This window comes from Streptomyces parvus (assembly GCF_014648875.1).
GTDB classification, from domain to species: Bacteria; Actinomycetota; Actinomycetes; order Streptomycetales; family Streptomycetaceae; genus Streptomyces; species Streptomyces parvus.
Genome location: NZ_BMRY01000003.1, coordinates 395,014 through 416,189 on the forward strand (window position 1 = coordinate 395,014; position 21,176 = coordinate 416,189).

Here is a 21,176-nt window from a genome sequence, read left to right on the forward strand (position 1 = left end):
TGTTGGGGTCCCCCCCGGGGCTTACGAGGTCCTGGGCCCGCTGGCACACCCCCGGACCGAACCGGGGGCTATCCCCCGTCGTCCCCCGGCCCCCTGTCCCCTCGCCAGTCCGGCGCCGGCCGACGGGGAGGTCAGAGAGGTGGGTCAGACGGGTTTGAGGAGGGTGCGGAGGTTGGCCATGTGGGTTTTGACGGCGGCGATTTGGGTGGCGTCGGGGGTTGTGGTGTTGCTGCCTGTGGTGTGGGTTTGGTGGCAGGGGCGGCAGAGGCCGTCGGGGAGGGCTTCGGGTTGGCCGGGGCGGCCGCAGTCGGTGCATTCGACGAGGAGGCGGCGGGTGGGGGTGGGGGTGTCGGTGGGGGTGTTTGGGGTGGTGGCTGGGAGTTGGGGCGGCAGTTTGTCGATGAGGCGGCGGCGGAGGAGTCCGATGGGGGAGTCGACTTGGGTGGGGAGTCCTGCGGTGAGGGCGTTGGTGAGGTAGTCGGTGGTGACGCCTCGGTCGAGCCATTGGGTGGCGAGGGGTTCGAGGGTGGTGCAGTCGTCGGCGGAGAGGGCGAGCCGGTGGTCGTTGCGGCCGAGGCGGGCGAGGGCGAGGTAGGCGGAGGAGGGAGCGGCTTCCCGGGTGGGCGGAGCGGGCTCGGGGGTCGGTGCCTGGGTTGGCTGCGCGGGTTCGGCGTCCCGGGCCTGGGGTGGGGTGCGCTGCTGCGGTACGGCGGTGGGTGCGGAGTCCTGTTCGGCGGACGGCGGGTTCTCCGGCCGCGCGGGCGGCGGCGGTTCCTCGGCCGGGACCCACGGGGGCGGCGGGGCTGTGTCCTGAGCGGGTGCTGCGGTCTGGGTGGCGGTTTCGGTGGCGAGGTAGGTGTTCCACCACTCGTTGTCGCGGGCGGTGCGGGACCAGAAGGTGCGGAAGACCCAGCGGGTTTCGTCGCCCGCGCCGACGGAGCACCGGACACGCCGCAGGTGCCCGGCGACGGACAAGGCCTTCAGGGAGGTGGAGACGGCCTGCTGTCCGTAGAGCGGGAGCTGCTTGGCGAGTTGCTTCACGCTCATCTCAGCGCCGTCGGGGAGGTGGTCGACGAACCCGGCGACGTAGCGTTCGCGAGTCGGGAGAAGGGCGAAGTCATCGTGATTACAGGCTTGTTGGCCGGGTGCGGAGCGTTTGCCGTAGCCGGGCTTGGCCATCGGGTACGCAGGCGAGACTGCGGGGACGGGCAGGGCGGAGCTAAAGTGCTGGGTAGCCAATGGATCGTTCTTTCTAGGGTGTCGATCTTGCGGTTAGACCCCGGCTGGTGCTTCCAACACCGTGTCGGGGTCGTTCAGTTCTCGCACCGTAAGCGGCCGTCACGCTGCGCCGCAAGCTGTCACGATTAGTCATACCGGCTGGCCGTGACGGGGTGGGTAGGTGGGGAAGGTTTTCCCAACCTCCCTCTTTTCCCTGCCGGTTAAAGAAGGAGCTCGAACCTCGGGGCTTGCATCCCGATGCCCGAGTCCCGGCACCCGAGCTTCGGGCCGGAGCTCCGTTCACGTACCCCCGGAAGAGTGAACCGACCCACCCCCGAAGCCCGGGTCTCATGGCTCGGAACCCGAGCTTCGGGGGTTTACGCCTTGCCCTCGCCCAGGGCTGCCCGCAGCCAGTCGAGGTCAGACGCGGACCCATTCCACGGGGCTGCTCCGGCAGTTGCTGCTGGGCACCTGCAAGCATGTCCAGGGCGAGTCGTGGTTGCTTGATGAAGTCGCTGTACTCCGAGAGCGCGGGGGGAAATCGGATCGACGTCCCTCTGCCCTGCGGGCGAGTATGCGGGTTTACGTGACACCGCCCGGAGGTTCCGTGGGATCAGGAGACGCCGACATCGACTTCACGTTCACGGACCCGATCACCGTGCGCGTGGCTCTGGACGCACTGGCCCGGGTGGGCTGGGCCATGGACGTCTCCCTTGGGGGCCTCGCCTACATGATCGACGACGCGGACGGCATGTTCGAGTGGTACCGCAGCTCCCCCGCAGACGCCGACGAGGTGCTGGCCCGCCTGGACGCCCCCGGCAACCTGCCGTACAGCGTGGCGGTTGACGTCTATCACCTGGAGGCGGGGACCGGAGGAATGCTCTTGTTCATGCCTGGTCGCACGGAAGTTGGCTTCGTGCCCACCATCGACCGTCGGCGTGTCCCTGTGGCGCCGGAGTTCACCGACCTCGCCTGGTACCTGCACGCCCTCGTACCTGCCTTCGCCGGGACAGGCCTCGAAGGATATGAGGCCACGGAGATCAAGCGCTGAGTCGCCGGTGCGTATTCTCCGTGGATGCCTCTCCACCAGTACGTCTACTTTGCTCTGTCCAGCCGACGCATCACCGCGCAGGAGATAACTGATCTGCTGGGTATCGAGCCTGATGAGACGAGAGTGGTCAACCCGCGCCGCCTACCCGCTGACCCTGCGAATCCGTTCTGGCAGGACTGGAAGGTCGTGTGCAGGGAGCCAGGCCTGTGCGTGGACGAACAGATTGCGCGCGTCCTGGGCCGTCTCCGGCCGCAGGCGGACCGAATAGCCGAGCTCGTGAAGCAGTTCAACAGTGCAGAGGACGAAGGAGAGCCGGGCCTCGAAGCCCGGCTGGAGGTCGTGCGGTACTTCAACGACGAACAGCAGGAGAGGGGCGAGCACAACCTCTTCGGCTGGGCGCTGGGCCGCGAAGCAATCGATTTCCTTGCCGCCACTGGCGCGTATCTGGACGTCGATGAGTACGACATGACCCCTGATGCCCGTGCGACCGGTTGAGGCGCAGGGCAAAGCGAAGGGCCCGGCTCATCGAGCCGGGCCCTTCGTCTACAGCGGTAGCGGTGGGATTTGAACCCACGGTGACGGGTTACGCCACACTCGCTTTCGAGGCGAGCTCCTTCGGCCGCTCGGACACGCTACCGAGAGAGAGCTTAGACCATCCCGGGCCGTGGACAGAAATCGGTTCTCGGGGCAGGAGCCCAACGTCGCCAGGCAGGCTGGTCTCACCTGGTCAGAGGGTGCGGAAGAACGCCGTCAGCTGCTCCGCGCACTCCCGCTCCAGGACGCCTGCGATGACCTCGGGGCGGTGGTTCAGGCGGCGGTCGCGGATGACGTCCCAGAGGGAGCCCGCCGCGCCGGCCTTTTCGTCGCGGGCGCCGTAGACGACGCGGGCTGTGCGGGACTGGACCAGGGCGCCCGCGCACATCGTGCAGGGTTCCAGGGTGACCACCAGGGTGCAGTCGGTCAGGCGCCACTCGCCCACCGCCTCGGCTGCCCGGCGCAGGGCCAGGATCTCGGCGTGCGCGGTCGGGTCGCCGGTGGCCTCGCGTTCGTTGTGGCCGGTCGCGAGCTCGGCGCCGTCCGGGCCGAGCACGACGGCGCCGACCGGCACATCGCCGGCCGACGCCGCCCGCGCGGCCTCGGCCAGCGCGCGGCGCATCGGGGCCTGCCAGGGATCGCGTACGGGATCGGGCTCCGGTACGTGTACGGGATCCGGGGCTGGCTCGGGTGAGGGGTCCGGCGGTCGTGCGGTCACTCGCGGACCCTAGCGGACGGGGTGGGAGAGGTGGGCGGGGGTGCGGGGCCCGGCAGCGGCCCGCGTAACCCCCTCAGCGGACCGACTCCAGGACCTCCGCCGCTCCCACGGCCTCCGCGATCTCCGCGAGCGCGTCGGTCTGCAGGGTCAGCAGTTCCTTCTCGGACATCCCGAGGTCGGCCAGGACCCCGAGCTCGCCGATCGGGCCCGCCGGAACCGCGTCCGGGTCGGGGGCGTCGTCGTCCGTTTCGGCCGCGGGGGCGGTCCGTTCCGGTTCGCCGTCCTCGGTGCCGTCGAGGTCGACGAGCTCCTCCAGGGCGGCGATCTCGTCCTCGGCCCCTGGTTCGCGGCCGAGCATTTCGTCGGTGAGCAGGATCTCCCCGTAGGAGGAGCGGGCGGCGGCGGACGCGTCCGAGACGTAGATTCGGGGGTCCTCCTCACCGTCCACGCGGACGACGCCGAACCAGGCGTCCTCCTGCTCGATGTAGACCAGGACTGTGTCCTCGTCCACCGAGGCCTCCCGGGCCAGGTCCGTCAGATCGGACAGGGTCTCCACATCGTCGAGCTCTGTATCGCTCGCTTCCCACCCGTCTTCGGTGCGCGCGAGCAGTGCGGCGAAGTACACCGTGACTCTCCCACTGGTCATAGGCGAATCGGTCCGACGGGAGGGCGAACGGTGATCCGTCCGTCCTGGGCCCCGCCCAATCGGCATCGTGGCAGAAACAAGCGCTGTGCGAGACCTCTTCGACCGTTGCGTCGGCCATCAGTTCCAGGAGTGCCTGGTCGGCCCTCACCCTGACGCGCCGATCGGCGGGGGGAGTGCGCCGGTGGAACTCGGAGGGCTTGCCAGGGGGTCGCCCGGCGTTCACCAGGGGTTTCGTCAGGCGATTCGCCAGGGATTCGCCAGGGATCCGGCGGATGACGATCCGCCTGATGCCGGTTCGCCGGTCACCAGCGGAACGTGCGCATCCGCATCTGTTGCCGCATTCGGGCGGCCCGCGCCCGGCGCGGCTGCACCCGGTCCCGCAACTGCTTGGCCTCATGGAGCTCACGGAGGAACTGGGCGCGTCGGCGGCGGCGGGCGGCGTCACTCTCCTGCGCGTCCTCGACATCGCCCGTCGCGCCCGCCACGCCCGCCATGCCCTCGGCGTCGCGCCCCTCGCGCGGTCCGCGCGCGGCCGGGTCGTCCCGCAGATCCCCGTCAGCCATCGACACACCACCCCAGTGCTGGGTCCGTATGCCCCCACCTTCCCCCCGAACAGGTGGTTGATGCCAGCGCAGAGTGCCGGGCGGCGCGGTTACTGTTGACGCATGCGGATCCACGTCGTCGACCACCCGCTGGTGGCGCACAAACTCACCACGCTGCGCGACAAGCGCACCGACTCCCCGACCTTCCGGCGGCTCGCCGACGAGCTGGTCACCCTCCTCGCCTACGAGGCCACCAGGGATGTGCGTACCGAGCAGGTCGACATCGAGACCCCGGTGACGCCCACGACCGGCGTCAAGCTCTCGCACCCCCGGCCGCTCGTCGTGCCGATCCTGCGGGCCGGGCTGGGCATGCTGGACGGCATGGTGCGGCTGCTGCCGACCGCCGAAGTGGGCTTCCTCGGCATGATCCGCAACGAGGAGACGCTCCAGGCGGAGACGTACGCGACCCGGATGCCCGAGGACCTCTCCGGCCGCCAGGTGTACGTCCTCGACCCGATGCTGGCCACCGGCGGCACCCTCGTCGCGGCCATCCAGGAGCTGATCAAGCGCGGCGCCGACGATGTCACCGCCGTCGTCCTCCTCGCGGCGCCCGAGGGCGTCGAGGTGATGGAGCGCGAGCTGGCCGGGACCCCGGTCACCGTCGTCACCGCCTCCGTCGACGAGCGGCTCAACGACCACGGGTACATCGTTCCGGGCCTCGGCGACGCGGGCGACCGGATGTACGGGACGGCTGAGTAGAGCCCGCACCACTCTCCTCTTACGACATTGCGCCCCGTTTCGGCGCGTACGTCACGCACGGTCTCGTGCTCGTGCGTACGGCGCCGGAGCGGGGCGCTTCCGTCAGCAGGAGGGGGACGGGGCCGGGGCCGGCTTCGTCAGGGCCGTCATCGCCGCCGTGGCTTCCTTCGGCGTGCTGAACGCCTTGAACTTCGCCCCGAGGATCAGGTCGACCTCGCCCGTCTTCCGGGTGTCCGTCTTCTGCACCGTGCCCGCCAGCTGGGTGCCGAGCACCGTGAAGCTGCCGTTCTTCGCGGCCGGAGCCCCGAGCAGCACGCCCGCGCCCGGCACCTTCTTGTCGTACTCCTTCGACGCGTTGCCCACCTCGCCGATGGTGAAACCGCGCTTCTTGAGCTCCTCGGCGGCGGCCTTGGCCAGCCCGGTGCGGGTCGTCGCGTTGTAGACGTTCACCGTGATCGCGGCCGGTTTCGGCAGCGCCTTGGCGGGGGCCACCGACGGCTTCGCGGTGGGGCAGTCCCGCTTGTGGTCGGCCGCGTTCGCGGTCTTGTCGCCGCCGGTGAACACGTCGATGAGCTGCAGACTGCCCCAGCCGACGAGACCGAGGACGACGACGGCTCCGATGCCCGCGAGGACCAGCCTGCGGCGGTGCCGGGGGCGGCGCATACGGGGGTAGGTGTCGCCCGTGATGCGGTACTTTCCGCCCATGCCGGGGGGAGTGAGCATGCTCATGGAGGCAGCGTAGTGCGACCCGGTGATGATGCGTACTAAATGATCAACGTATGGCACCCGGATGAGCGGGAAAGCACCCGAAAGCCCGAATCAGGGTCTCGGGGGACGCCTCGAGATGCACAAACCCCAGTGGGGTGTGTCGTGCCGCGGCGGAGGACCGCCGGTACCGGGGCGGTGTCAGCCCAGGTCGAGGACGCGCGCGTGCAGTACCTGGCGCTGCTGGAGCGCGGCGCGGACCGCCCGGTGCAGACCGTCCTCCAGGTAGAGGTCGCCCTGCCACTTCACGACGTGCGCGAACAGGTCCCCGTAGAACGTGGAGTCCTCGGCGAGGAGGGTTTCCAGGTCCAGCTGGCCCTTGGTGGTCACGAGCTGGTCCAGGCGGACCGGACGCGGCGCGACATCCGCCCACTGGCGGGTGGATTCCCGGCCGTGGTCGGGGTACGGCTTCCCATTTCCGATGCGCTTGAAGATCACACGGAAAGCCTACCGGTCAAGAGCCACCGGGCGCAGCCACGGAAGCCCGCCGCTATCCCGGTGCAAAGGGCGTATAGCGCTGGATAGGGCGGGATACCGGGGCAGGGGACCTCCCTGCGGTGCTTACGGGCTCCGGTGCCAGGTGCCAGGTGCCGGACGCCAGGTGCCGGGTCCGGAGCCCGCAAGGCCGTCGCTACTCCGTCACGCGGCCGTGGCCCTCGCGCAGGCCGCCGCCGCTGCCGCCGCTGCCGGGCGTACCGGTGCCGGTGTCGGGGTCTACCGGGCGGGTCAGCGAGCGCAGGTCGTGCGCGTACGTCCCGACGGCGTTGGCGATCACGTCGATGTTGGTGTCGAAGTGACCCATGTCGATGTTGTCCAGGTCGTCGCAGGCCGAGTGGTAGCAGGGGTCGTACGCGATCCCCGCCTCGCCGCCGAAGACCTCGGCCTGGGCCGCCGTCTTGATGCCTTCCGCCCCGGTGTCCGTACCGCCGGACGGGATGCCGACCTCGATGAACGGGCCGTAGTCCGAGCGGCCGGTGAAGTCCGTGCCCTCGTGCGGCTTGCCCTTGCCGTCGAGGAACTCGTTGATGTCCCGCTCCAGTTGGGCCGAGCCCTCCGGGCCCGGACCCTCGCCGACCTCGTCGGAGTTGTCGCCGTCGAAGACGAACTGGACGCCGTTCGGCGAGGCGATCATGTCGAAGTTCAGATAGAGCTTGATCTGCTCACGCTGCTTCTCGGTGAGCGCCGCGACGTACTTCTCCGAGCCGATCAGGCCGTTCTCCTCGGCCGACCACCAGGCGAACCGCACCTTGTTGGCCGGCTTGCTCTTCGACTTCGCCAGCTTCAGGGCGACGTCCAGCAGACCGGCGGAGCCCGAGCCGTTGTCGTTGATGCCGGGGCCTTCGGTCACCGAGTCGAGGTGGGCGCCGAGCATCACGGTCTTTGCCGCGTTGCCGCCCGGCGTCTCGGCGATGACGTTGCGCGTGGCGCGGTCCTCCTGGAGCTCACGGATCTCGAAGGAGACCGTGACCTCGCCGGCCGCGAGGTCGGCGACGAGCTTCTCGCCCTCCTCCTGGGTGAGCCCGCCGGTCGGGATCCTCCCGGCGGCGACCTCGCCGAGCGTGCCGGACAGGGCGCCCTCGGTGTTGTTGTAGACGGCCGCTCCGGCCGCGCCCGCGTCGGCCGCGGCCGCCTGCTTCTCGGCGAAGGAGCAGCCGCCGCGCTTGATCAGCGCGATCTTGCCGGTGAAGTCCGCGGCGGCGTAGTCGGCGGCCTCGCAGCCGGTCGTCTCGTCGACGGGTACGGCGACGAGCTGCGCCGTCACACCGCCCTCCTTCGTCGACGGCGTGTACGTCATGGCCTTGATCGTCACGTCGCGGGGCGTCGGCGACACCACGGCGAGCTTTTCGGCCAGCGTTTCCGTGTAGGTGAAGCGGAAGTTCTCGTACGAGACCTTGTACCCGGAGCGCTGGAGCTGCCGGTAGACGTACGCGGCCGAGGCGTCGTGACCGAGCGAGCCGGCGGCCCGGTGGCCGTCGGTGGAGTCGGCTATCGCCTGGAACTGCTGGAGGTGCTGGTAGGCGTCGCGTGCGGACGCCTTCCTCACCAACTCCCGCGACAGCTTGGCCGCTTCCTTGCCGGGGTCGTGCGGCGCGGGGCGTCCGGGGTGCGGGGACGCGGCCAGGAGGAGCGGTGTGGCCAGGGCGGTGGCGGCCACGACAGCCATGGCTCTGCGACGTGTTGCGTGCACAGGAGTCCTTCCGGTCTGAACGGCTGGTGCCCCGAGCCGCTGGTACCTCGAACGGCTCGGTGACTGAACGGCTGAACGGCTGAACGAATGTGCTGCGAAAGCTAGCGAGTGCGGTGACGCCTGTGAACCGGTGTGGCTGATTCTGATCGGTGGGGTGAGGGTGTCGGCCTGTTCCGGTGCATGGTCATGTCACTTCCGCCCGGGGAACGTCCGCTTCCGTGTCCCTTGTTCTCAGTGACGTTCTCTCGGTGGCGTGCTCTTTGTGACGTGCTCTCTGTGACGCCCTACCTCTTCCGTGGCGTCCCGGGCTTCTTCGCCGCCTTGGCCGCCTTCGCCGCCGCCTTGGCCTCCTGTTTGTACGCACGTACCTCGGCCAGCGACTCCGGGCCCGTGATGTCGGCGACCGACCGATGCGATCCGGCCTCCCCGTACGGGCCCGCCGCCTCCCGCCAGCCCGGGGGACGTACGCCCAACTGCTTGCCGAGCAGCGCCAGGAAGATCTGGGCCTTCTGGGCTCCGAAGCCGGGCAGGGCCTTGAGGCGTTCCAGCAGGTCGTCGCCGGTCGCGGCGTCCCGCCACACCGCGCTCGCGTCGCCGCCGTACTCCGCGACCAGGAACTGGCACAGCTGCTGCACCCGCTTCGCCATCGAGCCGGGGTAGCGGTGCAGGGCGGGTTTGGTGGTGAACAGTTCGGTGAAGGCGTCCGGGTCGCAGGCGGCGATCCGCCCCGCGTCCAGGTCGTCGGAGCCCATCCGTTCCGCGAGGGTGTACGGGCCCGTGAACGCCCACTCCATCGGCACCTGCTGGTCCAGCAGCATGCCGACCAGGGCGGCCAGCGGGCTGCGGCCCAGGAGTTCGTCCGCCTCCGGGTTCTGGGCGATGTGCAGGGTGGTGGCGTTGTTCTCGCCCGGCCCCCTGCCCGGCCCTTTGCCCGTCTTTTCGCCGCTGTCGCTCGTGGTCATGCTGCCGATCATCGCGAGCGCGGCGGGCGGCGGCGACCGGGGCTGCGCCGATGGCCCCTTCCCTGTCGGCCGAAGGGAGTAACCCCTACGTGTCGGGCCCGTTCAGCCGGTCCGCGCGCCGGCGCAGGTAGCGGGCCTCGGGTTCGCTGAGGGTGGCGTCGGCGGCCGCGCGGTAGGCGGTACGGGCGGCGTCCGGGTCCCCGGCCCGTTCCAGGAGATGGCCGCGGACGGCGTCGAGCCGGTAGCGCCACTGCTCGGGGGCCCGCCCGGCCGGTCCGGCCCCCGCGAGCGCGTCGACCTCGGCCAGCCCTGCCCGGGGGCCGTGCACCATGGCCACGGCGACCGCCCGGCCCAGTGCGGCCGCGGGGTCGGGGGTGCGCCGTACGAGGACGTCGTACAGGGCGAGGATCTGCGGCCAGTCGGTGTCCTCGGCGCGCCCCGCCTCGTCGTGCAGGGCGGCGATCGCGGCCTGGAGCTGGTAGTCCCCGGCCGGCCCCTGGGCGAGCGCCTCCTCGGCCAGGGCGATGCCTTCGGCGATGGCCGTACGGTCCCAGCGGGCCCGGTCCTGTTCGTCGAGGGGGATCAGCTCGCCGTCCGGGCCGGTGCGCGCCGGGGTGCGTGCCTCGGTGAGGAGCATCAGCGCGAGCAGCCCGGTGACCCGCCCCTCGTGGGGGAGCAGCCGGCGGACGGCGCGGGCCAGCCGGATCGCCTCGCGGGCCAGGTCCGTGCGGTGGAGGTCGGGGCCCGCGGTGGCGGTGTACCCCTCGTTGAAGATCAGGTAGAGGACCTGGAGCACGGCGGCGAGCCGCTGGTCCCGGTCCCGGGCGTCCGGCTGCCGGAACTGCGTACCGCGCACCGTTCGCTTGGCCCGGCTGATCCGCTGCGCCATCGTCGCCTCGGGTACCAGGTGGGCGCGGGCGATCTCCGCCGTGGTGAGGCCGCCGACCGCGCGGAGGGTCAGCGCGATCTGGGCGGCGGGGGAGAGCGCGGGGTGGCAGCAGAGGAAGAGCAGGGTGAGCGTGTCGTCCTCGGAGGGAGCCCGGCCCAGGCTCGAAGTCCCGGGCCCTTCCCCGGGCGGCGGGGCGACGAACGCGTCGGCCGGGGTGAGGGCCGCCGCTGTCTCCTCGCGCCGGCGGCGGGCCTCGTCGCTGCGCAGCCGGTCGGTGAGGCGGCGGGACGCGACCCGGATGAGCCAGCCGCGCGGGTTGTCGGGGATCCCGTCCCGGGGCCACTGCTCGGCGGCCGCGATCAGGGCCTCCTGGACGGAGTCCTCGGCCGGGTCGAAGTGCCCGTACCGGCGCACCAGCGCGCCGAGGACCTGCGGCGCGTGGCGGCGCAGCAGGTCCTCGATGTCGTCGGACGCTCGGCCCACCTGGACCTTTCGGCTCGGTCAGTCGTCGATCCCGCCGCCGATCGGCCGGATCAGGACCGGGTACTCGGGCGCCCCGGCCGGCTGCGGACAGCGTGCCACGCGGGCGGCGATCTCGGTCACCCTTTCCAGGCTCTCGCAGTCGAGCACCCAGAACCCGGCGAGCAGTTCCTTGGTCTCGCTGTACGGCCCGTCCGAGATCACCGGGCGGCCCTCGGCGTCGACGCTGACGGCCCGGCCCGAGGCGGGATCGTTCAGCCCGTAGCCGGTGACCAGCTCGCCCGACTCGGCGAGGTCGTCGTTGATGCTGCCCATGTGGGCGAACATCGCCTGCATGGCCTTCTCGTCCCAGACCGGGCTGTCGGCGCTTCCCTTGCCGCTCTGCGCGTCGTAGTCCGCCTGGCTGCCCTGGACCATCACCAGATACTTCATGACTGTCGCCTCCGTGGTGGCTTCGCTCGTGGTGCGGTTTCTTCCTCCTGCACAGGGGACGTCGGGGCTGACGGGGGCTTCTCGACACCACGCGCGAAGTCTTTTCGGATTCACCCGGCGGGGTGGCGTTCCCCGGTGAGGTGGCGTTCCCCGGTGAGGTGGCGTTCCCCCGGCGGGGCGGGCGGGACGGGGCGTTCAGTAAAGTGCGGCTGCGCCTCGTTGCCGCTCGTTGCGCCCGCTTTCCACCCTCCTGAAACCCGAACGACGAGGTCCCGGCCCGTGCCCGCATCCCCCGCCCCGCGTCCGTACCCCGTCGCCGTCGTGGGGATCGGCGCGGACGGCTGGGCCGGGCTCTCCGGCACGGCGCGGGAGGCGCTGCGCGGGGCGGAGGTGCTGATCGGCGGGGCGCGCCAGCTGGATCTGCTGCCGCCGGAGTGCGCCGGGGCGCGGGTGGCCTGGCCGTCCCCGCTCCGGCCTGCCGTTCCCCGGCTGCTCGCCGAGCACGGGGAGCGCCCGATCGCGGTGCTGGCGAGCGGGGACCCGATGTTCTACGGGATCGGGCGGGCGCTCGCGGAGGAGCGGGGGCCGGAGGGGCTGCGCGTGTTGCCGCACCCGTCCTCGGTCTCGTACGCCTGCGCGCGGCTGGGCTGGCCGCTGGAGGACACGGAGGTCGTGACGCTGGTGGGCCGCCCGGCGGCGCGCCTGGCCGCCTCCCTGTACGAGGGGCGGCGGCTGCTCGTGCTGAGCGCGGACGCGGGCACTCCGGCGACGGTCGCGGCGCTGCTGACGGACCGGGGGTTCGGCCCGAGCAGGGTGCGGGTGCTGGAGCAGCTGGGCGGCGAGGACGAGGAGCATGCCGAGGGCGTCGCGGAGGCCTGGGCGCACGAGCCCGGGGACCGGCTGAACGTCGTCGCGATCGAGTGCCGGGCGTCGGCGGAGGCGCTGCGGCTCGGCGCGGTGCCCGGTCTGCCGGACGCGGCGTACGAGCACGACGGCCAGCTCACCAAGCGGCACATCCGGGCCGCCACCCTGGCCACGCTGGCGCCCGCGCCGGGGGAGCTGCTGTGGGACGTGGGCGGCGGCTCGGGCTCGATCGCGGTCGAGTGGCTGCGGGCACACCGGTCCTGCCGGGCGGTGAGCGTGGAGCGGGACCCGGTACGGGCCGAGCGGATCACCCGTAACGCGGAGCGTCTGGGCGTCCCCGGCCTGCGGGTCGTCACGGGCCCTGCGCCTTCGGCCCTGGCCGGACTCGACACCCCGGACGCGGTGTTCATCGGCGGCGGGCTGACCGCGCCGGGTCTGCTGGACGCGTGCTGGGAGGCGCTGCGGCCGGGGGGCCGGCTGGTCGCGAACACGGTGACGCTGGAGTCGGAGGCGCTGCTGGCCGAACGGCACAAGGCGTACGGCGGCGAGCTGGTGAGGCTGTCGGTCGCGCACGCCGTGCCGGTCGGCGGGTTCACGGGCTGGCGGCAGGCCATGCCGGTGACGCAGTGGTCGGTGACCAAACCCTCATCCTCAGAAGTGAGTTCGCACATGGGAGACAGACGATGACCGTGTACTTCATCGGCGCGGGCCCCGGCGCCGCCGACCTGATCACGGTGCGCGGCGCCCGGATCCTCGCCGCTAGCCCGGTCTGCCTGTACGCGGGCAGCCTGGTCCCCGTGGAACTGCTGGCCGAGTGCCCGGAGGGAGCACGCCTGATCGACACGGCGAACCTGGACATCGACCAGATCACCGCCGAGCTGGTCCGGGCCCACGCGGACGGCCACGACGTGGCGCGGCTGCACTCGGGGGACCCGTCGGTGTTCAGCGCGGTGAACGAGCAGATGAAGCGTCTGGACGAGGCGGGCGTGCCGTACGAAGTCGTCCCCGGCGTCCCCGCGTTCGCTGCTGCCGCCGCCGCCCTGAAGCGCGAGCTGACGGTCCCGACGGTCGGCCAGACGGTGATCCTGACCCGCATCGCCCAGCGCGCCACGGCGATGCCGGAGGGCGAGGACCTGGCGACTCTGGGCCGCAGCGGCGCGCTGATCGTGCTGCACCTGGCGGCGCGGTACGTGGACCGCGTGGTCGACGAACTGCGCCCCCACTACGGCGCGGACTGCCCGACGGCGGTGGTGGCGATGGCGTCCCGCCCGGACGAGATCATCCTGCGCGGCACCCTGGACTCGATCGCCGGACAGGTGAAGGCGGCGGGGGTGATCCGGACGGCGGTCATCATGGTGGGCCGCACGCTGGGCGCGGAGCAGTTCCGGGACAGCCACCTGTACTCCCCGGAGCGGGACCGGCACGTGTGCTGACGAAGGCGGGGGAGGGCGGCGTGCGAGGCGACGCGAGCGTGGGCACGAACGGCAGGATGAGCCGGGACGAGGCGCTGTCGTTGGTGCGGCGCCTGCGAGCCGAGTCCGGCGAGACCGGCGAGGCAGAGGTGGACGAGATCCTCGACGCCTTGGAACGCGGCCTCGCCTGCCCGCACATCAGCGACTACGTCTACTGGCCCCTTCCGGGCACCGACCCCACGCCTGAAGAGATCGTCGACCGGGCACTGGCCTATCGGCCGATCGCGCTCTGACACGGGGGGCCTCTTCCCGGTGGCCGGATTGGAGTGGACCGGGGCCGAGCCGGAGGTGACTGCGCGACGTGTCACGGACCGGTCCGAAGCCCCGTCGGAAGGCACGGTTGCTCGCGGGCGGTGAGCGGCACCGGAAAGGTTCGCGTCGCCCGGGTGCGCGTAGGGTCCCGTCCGTGGACGACGACAGGGTGATCATGGCGCGGGCCCGGATGCATCTGGTGCCCGCGGTGCTGGCGTTGGCGAATCCGCCCTGGCAGCGGGACGTGTGGCTGGATCCGGAGGTGTTCGAGGATCTGGAGTACGTCATCCACACGCTGTTCGACGACTTCTGCGATGCCGAGCATCCGGAGCGCTATCTCGGGATCGGTCTGCGCAGTGAGGAAGAGGTCGCGCTTCTGCGGGAGTTGGACCGTGCGCTGACCGTTGCCGAGGATCAGGCTCCGGGTGGTTTCGACGCGGAGATGCTGCGCGTCGAGGGGTGGGCGGAGGTGGTGGCCGTGGCCGGGCGGTTGGCGCAGGTCATGGTCGGCAATGACCTGCGGGAGGTCCTTGCGCTCCATGAGACTCGGGGTGTCGCCGAGGCGTAGGGCGGGCGGCCCGGTGGGAGTTCCGGGGGGAGTTCCGGTGGACATGGGTGTGCCCGGGGGCCACCGCGTGGCTCCCGGGCACACCCATGCGCGACGCGTGCTCGCGTCAGCCCTTGATCTCGATCTCGCCGTTCGCCGCGGAAGCGGAGGCGTCCGGGGTCGTGGTGGGGGCCGGGACCGTCGTTGTGCGGTTCTTCAGGTTCTCCAGGAGGGACGCGAGGTCCACGCCCGTCGTCGAGCTGAGCAGTTCCATGCCCTGCGAGACGTTGTCGGTGACCGTGCGGGCCAGCTGGCTCGCGCCGTCCGTGGAGATGACCGTCATCTTGTCGATGGCGCTCAGCGGCTCCGAGGCCTTCGCCACGACGCTCGGGAGGACCTCCACCAGCATCTGGAGGACGGCCGCGTCGCCGTACTGCGCGAACGCGTCGGCCTTCTTCTGCATGGCCTCGGCCTCGGCCGCACCCTTGGCGGCGATGGACGCGGCCTCCGCCTCACCCTCGATGCGGACCGCGTCGGCCAGCGCCGAACGGTGCAGCTTCTCACCCTGACCGGTCAGGCGCGAGCGCTCCGCGTCGGCCTCGGCCTCCTTGACCTGGGCGATGCGGCGGGCCTCCGCCTCCTGCTCGGCCTGGTAGCGGGCGGCGTCCGCGGGCTTACGGACCTTCGTGTCCAGCTCGCGGTCGGTCAGGGCCGCCTGGCGCTCGGCCACCTTCTCCTGCTCGGTGAGGACTTCCTGCTGGCGGGCCGCCTCGGCGAGCGGGCCGGCGGCGTTGGCCTTGGCGGCCGCGGCTTCCGTCTCGGCCTTGATCTCGGCCTGCTTCAGGTAGTACGTCCGCTCGGCGATGGCGATCTCCTCGGCCGCCTTCAGCCGGGCCTGCTCCGAGGCCCGCTTGGCGATGGCCTCGGCGATGTCCGCCTCCTGCTTGGCGCGGGCGGCCTCCGGGCGGCCGAGGTCCTCCAGGTAGGAGCCCTCGGTGGTGATGTCCTGGATCTGGAAGGCGTCCAGGATCAGGCCCTGGCCGGAGAGGCTGGCCTCGGCCTCCTCCGCGACCTGACCGGCGAACGCGGCCCGGTCCCGGATGATGTCCTCGACCGACATGCGGCCGACGATTGCGCGCAGCGCGCCGGAGAGCACTTCCTGGGTGAAGCCGACGATGCCGTCCTGCTGCTGGAGGAAGCGCTGGGCCGCCGCCCGGATCGCGTCCTCGCTGCCGCCGACCTTGACGATCGCGACACCTTCGAGGTTGGACTTGACGCCGCGCAGCGTCACCGCGCCGCGTACGGCGATCGGGATGTGCCGGCTGGACAGGTCCAGGGTGAACTTCTGCTGGACGAACGGCACGACGAAGACGCCGCCGCCCACGACGACCTTCTGGCCGCTGTTGTCGATGCTGGTCAGTCCGGTGACCGGGTCCGTCGACTTCTTGCCGCGGCGGCCGGTGATGATGAACGCCTCGCTGGGCCCGGCCACCTTGTAGCGCGTGATGACGACGAGGCCGAGCAGAACGAGGAGTACGACGATGCCGATGACGGCGATGACTACTGGACTCATGAGGTGTCCCCCCTGCCTCCCGTGGGGGACGGCAGATTGTTGTGGAGCGGGCCTTGCTGTGGAGTTGACCGACGTGGGGCGGTGGGGCGGGTGGAGGCGGTGTGCGTGGTCAGCGCTCCACCGGGCGGACCGCGACCGAAGTGGTCGACAGTGCCGCTTCCACCCAGATCTCGGTGCCGCGCGGCACGGGCGTCGCCGACTTGGCCGCGTACTTCACGGGCTGGTCGCCCAGCCGCAGCAGCACCTCGCCGTAGCCCTCGGCCGGGATGGCCGTCACGACGGATCCCGAGGTGCCCACCAGGTCGCTGTCGCGCGGCGTGGCGTGCGTCTGGTCGCGCATCAGGGCCTTGCTGAGCTTCCAGGTCAGCCAGCCCGCCACCAGGCCGGCGGCGACGCCGACGACGGTGGCCACGATCGTTCCCGCGCCGGTCGAGCCGAGCACGATCGCTCCGCCGAAGCCGAGCATCGAGATGAAGCCGGCGATCACCGGGAGCGAGAGCAGTCCGTCGAAGAGGCCGTCGAGCACGCCGTCGAGAAGGCCTTCGAGGACCCCGCCGAAGATCAGGGAGAGCGCGAGCAGCACGATCCCCGCAATGCCGAGACCGAGAAAGAAGGTCACGCGATCACTCCCCTGTTGTCGACTTCCCCCGAGTGTTTTCCGTCGATCTGGCTGGATGATCCCATACACCACCTGCTCCGGTCACTGCCGGGTTCCGGCAATCTTTACGCTTCTTTGATGCCGGACAGACGGTTCGTGAGGGTGTCGAGTGACTGGAAGGTCGCTCCGAGCAACGCCACGTGCTTCCAGCGCAGGATTCCGTCCGGCCCGATGAGGAACACCGCCCGCCGCACCCCGATGCCCGGCGCGGAGACCCCGTACGCCTTGGCGATCTCCCGGCCCTCGTCCGCCAGCAGCGGCATCCGCAGGTTGAAGGCGCGGGCGAACGACTCGTGGCTGTCCACACCCTGTGGACTGATTCCCCAGACGTCGGCGTCGAGGCCCTCGAAGGCCTCCATGCCCGAGGAGTACGAGCACAGCTGCTTTGTGCAGACCGTGGTGTTGTCCCCCGGGTAGAACGCCAGGACCACGAATCGGCCACGGGCGGCGGTCAGGCGGTAGTCGGCGCGCTCGAAGGTCTCGCCCGAGCCGGAGAGGACCCCGCCCGGGAGGGTGAAGTCCGGTGCTGCGCTGCCGAGTTGAGGTCCTGATGCCATGGTGGGCTCCTTCGGTGTCGTAGAGGGGGATGCCGGGTACGGACCGGATGGTTCCGTGGCCGTGACCGTACAGTGGACGGCACTTCACCCATCCGGAGCGGCCCCGGCGCCGAATACGGGGAGAGGGGACCACCGCGCCCCGCACCCGGACCTGGAGGTACGCGTGGCCCAACGACCGCCGTCGGCAGCGGTTCTCGTTCTGCACGGAGGGCGCGAGAACGGTACGGAGCCCCCGCCGCCGGGCCCGCTGAATCTGCCCGGCGTACGGATGCGGCCCTTCGTCCGGGCCGTCGGCCGGGCCGCCCGCGCCGCCGGCGGGAACGTGCTCGTGACGCCGGTGCGGTACGGCCACCGGGGCTGGAACGGCGACCGCGCGGACCCCTTCCACGACGCCGTGGCCGCCCTCGACGCGCTGCGGGAGGAAGCGGGTGACGACCTGCCGGTGGTGCTCCTGGGCCACTCCATGGGGGCGCGCGCCGCCCTCCGCGCCGCCGGGCACCCCCTCGTGCGGGGCGTCGTCGGACTCGCCCCCTGGTGCCCGCCGGGGGACCCGGTCACCCAGCTCGCCGGCCGTGACATCGTCCTCGTGCACAGCAACCGGGACCGGATGACCAGCCCCCAGGCCACCCAGTCCCTCACCGCCCGGGCCCGTCGCGCCGGCGCCCGTACGTGCATGGTCACCGTCCGGGGCGGCGACCACGCCATGCTCCGCCGGGCCTCCGCCTGGCACCGGCTCACCACCGGGCTGGTCACCGGACTGCTGGGTTCCGGCAGTCTGCCGGGTCCGGTCGGCGCAGCCCTCGCCCTGCCGCCCACCGCCGAGGCCACCGAGGGCACCCTCGACCTGGACCTCGATCTGGCTCCGGATCCCGGCCGGCTCCGGACCCGGGCCCGGACGCGCTCCCAGGCGTACTGACCGCGGGGACCCGCCTGCCGCCCTGCGGATGCGGTTCGGGAGGGGGCGGCCGACGATGGAGGCTCGGGAGCTTCGAACGGCGGGAGGCATGCTCTTGCAGGCCGACACGTGCGACGACGGCATGCCCTCGTTCTTCGACCCGAAGACCGTCGCGGCCCTGTTCGACGGCAATCCGGCCGCCGTCGCGGTGCTCGACCACGACCTCCGCTACACCTATGTCAACCCCGCCCTCGAACGGCTCAACGGCATCTCCGCCGCCTCCCACATCGGGCGGACCTTCTCCCAGGTGCTGCCCGGGCTGCACGGCCAGGCCGCCGCCCTGCGCGACGTGCTCGCCGACGGCAGTCCCCGGGAAGTGACGATCAGCGGGCGGACCTGGGCGCCGACCGAGGAGGAGCAGAAGCTCTGGCGGGCCACGTACCACCGGCTCGACGCGGAGGGGGAGGGCTGCGGGCTGATGGCGATCGTCGTCGAGATCACCGACATCGCCCGGCAGCGCGAGGAGCTGGAGCAGGCCCGCGGCCATGTCGCCCTGCTCTCCACCGCCGCCGTCCGGATCGGCACCACGCTCGACATGGACACCACCTGCCGGGAGCTGGCCGACTTCGTGGTGCCCGACTTCTCCGACGTCGCGGCGGTCGACGTGTTCCCGGCCGAGGTGGGGCACTCCGTACGCCGCCCGGCGCCCGGTGTCGTCCGGCTGCGGCGGGCCGCGCTGCGGGGCGACGGAGGCCTCGACGAGCAGGTGCAGCGGTTCGGCCATCCCGGGGAGTACGTCGACTTCGCCCCGGACTCCGCGGTGACCCGCTGTCTGCTGGACAACGAGCCGGTCGTCGACGACTGGGAGAACCACGAGCGCGGCCGCAGCACCGTCACCGCCGACCGGATCACCGCCTCCCTGGCGCTCGGGCTGCGCCAGGCACTCGTCGTTCCGCTGACCGCTCGCAGCCGGCCGCTCGGCGCGCTCACCCTCATCCGGGCCGAGGGCTCACCCCTCTTCGACGACCAGGACGTGGCCGTCGCCCGCGAACTCGCCGCCCGGGCGGCCGTCGACCTCGACCACGCCCGCCGGTACGACCACGAGCACAGCATCGCCCGCGAACTCCAGCGCTCCCTGCTCTCCGAGCCCTGGGGGCCCCACCCGCACGTCGAGATCGCCACCCGCTACCTCCCCGCCGACGAGGGCGTCCTGGTCGGCGGCGACTGGTTCGACGTCGTACCGCTCCAGGACGGCCGGCACCTCAAGGCGATGGGCGACGTGATGGGGCACGGGGTGGAGGCGGCCGTCGCGATGAGCCAGTACCGCTCGCTGCTGCGACTGCTGGCGGGCGAGGACCTGCCGCCGCACCGGATCCTGGAGCAGCTCGACACCATGGTGGAGCGGTCGGGGCTGGACCGGGCGGCGACCTGTCTGCTCGCCGTCGTCGACCGGTTCGGCGGGGTGTGCGAGGTGGCCAGCGCGGGTCATCTGCCCCCGGTCTTCATCGACCCGGGCGCCCGGGCCCGGGTGGTGCCGGTGCCGGTGGGACCGCCGCTCGGCACCGGGTTCGGCGGCTACCGGACCGCGTCCGTGCCCTGCGGCCCGGGGACCGTGCTGTTCATGTACACCGACGGTCTGGTGGAGCGCCGGGGCGAGGACATCGACGTCTCCGTGCAGCGGCTCGCCTCGCTGGCCATGCCGCCGGGCGGACGCCTGGAAGACCTGCTGGACCAGGTTCTCGACCGGTTCGGCGAGGACGCGGAGGACGACATCGCCGTCCTCGCGTCCCGGATCCGCGAGGGCCCTCCGGTGGTGCGGCCGACCCCGGCGGAGTGACGGCCGCCGTTTCCCTTTCCCTCGCCCCGGGCCCGGCAGGCTCCCCGGGCCCCGGTTTCAGCCCAGTTCCAGGCTCGTGATGCCGTACAGGCCCGGCCGGTCGATGGCCGGTTCCGGGCCGCTGTACATCCGCGCCGTGTCGAACGACGGGGTCAGGCCCAGCTCCCCGGCCAGCCGTACCGCGGGCGGGTTGACGTCGGGTACGTCGATGGCGACGGCGGTGTCCGGTGCGGTCGCCGCCAGCGCGCTGACCAGGGACGCCGCCACGGCGGGGGAGGCGGCGTACAGCGGGCCGATCCGGGACGCGGCGCGGCAGGCCCGCAGCACCCCGAGGCCCTGGAGCTCGCCGTCCCGGACCGCGGCGAGGGCCGTGCGGCCGGGGGCGGTGAGCCAGGCGGCCAGGAAGGTGTCCCGGGCGGCCGGGAAGTACCGCCGGTCGTAGGCGGCGAGCAGGTCGAACGGCACGCTCCGGGCGTCGATCAGGGAGGTGCCGGGCGGGGGCGCGATGTCCAAGGGGGGCGTTCCCTCGTACCGCGCGTTGCTCCAGCAGGTGCGGAAGCCGGAGCGGCGGTAGTTGTCCTGCTGCGCGGGCACCCCGTCGAGGCCGACGGTGCGCCCGGCGAGGCGGGCCGTGCCGGCCTGCCAGGTCCGCAGCCCGTAACCCTGTCCGCGCAGGTGGGGGCGGGTCAGATAGAAGCCGAGGAAGCCGTACGCGCTGCCGTAGCGGACGACGGAGACGGAGGTGACCGGTTCGCCGTCCAGCCGGCCGAACAGGAAGCCGCCGGGGTCGGTCGCAAAGAACACCCCGCCGTCGTGCAGGCCGGGGTTCCAGCTCTCCTCGTGGGCCCACGCGCCCAGCGTCACGATGTCCTCGGCGCGGGCGGCGGTGATCTCGAAAGGGTTCGGCACGGCACCTTCGTACCCCGGCAGGGCATCGTTCAGTGACCGACGACGGGGTGATTTCCGGCCTTTCGGGTGGGCTGCTGAGGAGTGGGCTGCCGAGGAAGGGTCCGCTCAGACCGCCTCCGGGTTCTCCTGCTTCCGGCCGCGCAGCTGTCGCAGGACGAGGGCGGCCGAGGTGATCAGCGGCAGCAGCCCCGCCACCGCGTCGGCGGTGTTGAGCTTGTCGTGCGTGCCCTTGGCGCGGCGGACCTGCTTGGACGCCCTGATGACCGCGAGCGCGCTGCTGCCCAGGCTCAGGACGAGCCCGGCCTTGCTGCCGCGCAGGCCCTTGGCGGACGTCGCGGAACGGTTCTTCGCCATCGGGGCACCTCCAGCCGGTGGGGCCGCCCGTTCGCGGGCGCGCCCTCCCCGTCCACGTAACCGGGTGTCCGCCA

Annotated in this window: 24 protein-coding genes and 1 tRNA gene; 9 read left to right on the plus strand and 16 right to left on the minus strand. The window is 71.8% G+C overall.

Annotated elements, in window-relative coordinates; genetic code table 11:
* Window positions 1-144: 144 nt before the first annotated feature.
* Window positions 145-1,179, minus strand: a complete 1,035-nt coding sequence (locus IE140_RS12055; RefSeq protein WP_189460362.1) for a MarR family transcriptional regulator — start codon at window positions 1,177-1,179, stop codon at window positions 145-147.
* 646 nt (window positions 1,180-1,825) lie between these two features.
* Between IE140_RS12055 and IE140_RS12060 the strand changes: the two genes are divergently transcribed.
* Window positions 1,826-2,269: a hypothetical protein gene (locus IE140_RS12060; RefSeq protein WP_150198671.1), complete on the plus strand. Its 444-nt coding sequence runs from the start codon at window positions 1,826-1,828 to the stop codon at window positions 2,267-2,269.
* Between the two features lie 24 nt (window positions 2,270-2,293).
* A complete protein-coding gene (locus tag IE140_RS12065) occupies window positions 2,294-2,764 on the plus strand; it encodes a DUF4279 domain-containing protein (RefSeq protein ID WP_150198673.1) in 471 nt (156 codons plus the stop codon).
* Between the two features lie 54 nt (window positions 2,765-2,818).
* Here the strand turns inward: IE140_RS12065 and IE140_RS12070 are convergent.
* From IE140_RS12070 to IE140_RS12085, 4 genes are all read right to left on the minus strand, one after another.
* Window positions 2,819-2,906: transfer RNA gene (locus IE140_RS12070), tRNA-Ser, on the minus strand.
* 90 nt (window positions 2,907-2,996) lie between these two features.
* The gene (tadA, locus tag IE140_RS12075; RefSeq protein ID WP_150198675.1) at window positions 2,997-3,425 is read right to left on the minus strand and encodes a tRNA adenosine(34) deaminase TadA; all 429 of its coding nucleotides are present in this window, start codon (window positions 3,423-3,425) and stop codon (window positions 2,997-2,999) included.
* A gap of 169 nt (window positions 3,426-3,594) precedes the next feature.
* Complete coding sequence (locus IE140_RS12080; RefSeq protein ID WP_032764710.1) at window positions 3,595-4,146, minus strand: tRNA adenosine deaminase-associated protein; 552 nt, start codon at window positions 4,144-4,146, stop codon at window positions 3,595-3,597.
* 323 nt (window positions 4,147-4,469) lie between these two features.
* Window positions 4,470-4,730 (minus strand): hypothetical protein, encoded by a 261-nt coding sequence (locus IE140_RS12085; RefSeq protein ID WP_150196904.1) that lies wholly within the window; start codon window positions 4,728-4,730, stop codon window positions 4,470-4,472.
* Between the two features lie 102 nt (window positions 4,731-4,832).
* On the opposite strand from IE140_RS12085, the gene upp reads away from it, so the two are divergent.
* Window positions 4,833-5,468, plus strand: a complete 636-nt coding sequence (upp, locus tag IE140_RS12090) for a uracil phosphoribosyltransferase (RefSeq protein ID WP_032764711.1) — start codon at window positions 4,833-4,835, stop codon at window positions 5,466-5,468.
* A 102-nt stretch (window positions 5,469-5,570) separates the two neighbouring features.
* On the opposite strand, the gene IE140_RS12095 is transcribed toward upp, so the two are convergent.
* The 6 genes from IE140_RS12095 to IE140_RS12120 all read right to left on the minus strand — a co-directional run bounded on the left by IE140_RS12095 (window position 5,571) and on the right by IE140_RS12120 (window position 11,184).
* The gene (locus tag IE140_RS12095; protein ID WP_150196907.1) at window positions 5,571-6,173 is read right to left on the minus strand and encodes a LytR C-terminal domain-containing protein; all 603 of its coding nucleotides are present in this window, start codon (window positions 6,171-6,173) and stop codon (window positions 5,571-5,573) included.
* Between the two features lie 201 nt (window positions 6,174-6,374).
* The gene (locus tag IE140_RS12100) at window positions 6,375-6,671 is read right to left on the minus strand and encodes a type II toxin-antitoxin system VapB family antitoxin (RefSeq protein WP_003967677.1); all 297 of its coding nucleotides are present in this window, start codon (window positions 6,669-6,671) and stop codon (window positions 6,375-6,377) included.
* A gap of 193 nt (window positions 6,672-6,864) precedes the next feature.
* On the minus strand, window positions 6,865-8,397 hold the full coding sequence (locus IE140_RS12105) for a M28 family metallopeptidase (protein WP_150196903.1): 1,533 nt from the start codon (window positions 8,395-8,397) through the stop codon (window positions 6,865-6,867).
* A gap of 308 nt (window positions 8,398-8,705) precedes the next feature.
* Entirely contained in the window at window positions 8,706-9,383 is a 678-nt protein-coding gene (locus tag IE140_RS12110; protein WP_373296158.1) for an HhH-GPD-type base excision DNA repair protein, read from the minus strand.
* A gap of 85 nt (window positions 9,384-9,468) precedes the next feature.
* A complete protein-coding gene (locus tag IE140_RS12115) occupies window positions 9,469-10,755 on the minus strand; it encodes an RNA polymerase sigma factor (protein WP_150196902.1) in 1,287 nt (428 codons plus the stop codon).
* Between the two features lie 18 nt (window positions 10,756-10,773).
* Entirely contained in the window at window positions 10,774-11,184 is a 411-nt protein-coding gene (locus IE140_RS12120; RefSeq protein WP_093440861.1) for a YciI family protein, read from the minus strand.
* Between the two features lie 279 nt (window positions 11,185-11,463).
* On the opposite strand from IE140_RS12120, the gene cbiE reads away from it, so the two are divergent.
* The 4 genes from cbiE to IE140_RS12140 all read left to right on the plus strand — a co-directional run bounded on the left by cbiE (window position 11,464) and on the right by IE140_RS12140 (window position 14,340).
* Window positions 11,464-12,735 carry a precorrin-6y C5,15-methyltransferase (decarboxylating) subunit CbiE gene (gene cbiE, locus IE140_RS12125; protein ID WP_150196901.1) on the plus strand — a complete coding sequence of 424 codons (1,272 nt, stop codon included), beginning with the start codon at window positions 11,464-11,466 and terminating at the stop codon, window positions 12,733-12,735.
* Window positions 12,732-13,481 (plus strand): precorrin-4 C(11)-methyltransferase, encoded by a 750-nt coding sequence (gene cobM, locus IE140_RS12130; RefSeq protein WP_150196900.1) that lies wholly within the window; start codon window positions 12,732-12,734, stop codon window positions 13,479-13,481. The genes cbiE and cobM overlap by 4 nt, the downstream gene beginning before the upstream one ends.
* Window positions 13,482-13,501: 20 nt before the next feature.
* A complete protein-coding gene (locus IE140_RS12135) occupies window positions 13,502-13,753 on the plus strand; it encodes a bacteriocin immunity protein (RefSeq protein WP_150196899.1) in 252 nt (83 codons plus the stop codon).
* A 173-nt stretch (window positions 13,754-13,926) separates the two neighbouring features.
* The gene (locus tag IE140_RS12140) at window positions 13,927-14,340 is read left to right on the plus strand and encodes an SCO4402 family protein (protein WP_150196898.1); all 414 of its coding nucleotides are present in this window, start codon (window positions 13,927-13,929) and stop codon (window positions 14,338-14,340) included.
* 106 nt (window positions 14,341-14,446) lie between these two features.
* On the opposite strand, the gene IE140_RS12145 is transcribed toward IE140_RS12140, so the two are convergent.
* From IE140_RS12145 to IE140_RS12155, 3 genes are all read right to left on the minus strand, one after another.
* Window positions 14,447-15,892, minus strand: coding sequence for an SPFH domain-containing protein (locus tag IE140_RS12145; protein WP_032776656.1), 1,446 nt, complete (start codon window positions 15,890-15,892; stop codon window positions 14,447-14,449).
* A gap of 109 nt (window positions 15,893-16,001) precedes the next feature.
* On the minus strand, window positions 16,002-16,511 hold the full coding sequence (locus IE140_RS12150) for an NfeD C-terminal domain-containing protein (RefSeq protein WP_032767129.1): 510 nt from the start codon (window positions 16,509-16,511) through the stop codon (window positions 16,002-16,004).
* Window positions 16,512-16,615: 104 nt separating this feature from the next.
* Entirely contained in the window at window positions 16,616-17,107 is a 492-nt protein-coding gene (locus IE140_RS12155) for a peroxiredoxin (RefSeq protein ID WP_150196897.1), read from the minus strand.
* Between the two features lie 163 nt (window positions 17,108-17,270).
* Here IE140_RS12155 and IE140_RS12160 point away from each other — a divergent pair, with 163 nt between their 5' ends.
* Both IE140_RS12160 and IE140_RS12165 read left to right on the plus strand, forming a co-directional pair.
* Window positions 17,271-18,023, plus strand: a complete 753-nt coding sequence (locus tag IE140_RS12160) for an alpha/beta fold hydrolase (protein ID WP_100559852.1) — start codon at window positions 17,271-17,273, stop codon at window positions 18,021-18,023.
* An 88-nt stretch (window positions 18,024-18,111) separates the two neighbouring features.
* Window positions 18,112-19,839, plus strand: a complete 1,728-nt coding sequence (locus IE140_RS12165; protein ID WP_189460367.1) for a SpoIIE family protein phosphatase — start codon at window positions 18,112-18,114, stop codon at window positions 19,837-19,839.
* Between the two features lie 57 nt (window positions 19,840-19,896).
* Here the strand turns inward: IE140_RS12165 and IE140_RS12170 are convergent, their stop codons facing one another.
* Both IE140_RS12170 and IE140_RS12175 read right to left on the minus strand, forming a co-directional pair.
* A complete protein-coding gene (locus IE140_RS12170) occupies window positions 19,897-20,748 on the minus strand; it encodes a GNAT family N-acetyltransferase (RefSeq protein WP_150196895.1) in 852 nt (283 codons plus the stop codon).
* 105 nt (window positions 20,749-20,853) lie between these two features.
* The gene (locus IE140_RS12175; RefSeq protein WP_032767125.1) at window positions 20,854-21,102 is read right to left on the minus strand and encodes a hypothetical protein; all 249 of its coding nucleotides are present in this window, start codon (window positions 21,100-21,102) and stop codon (window positions 20,854-20,856) included.
* Between the last annotated feature and the right edge of the window lie 74 nt (window positions 21,103-21,176).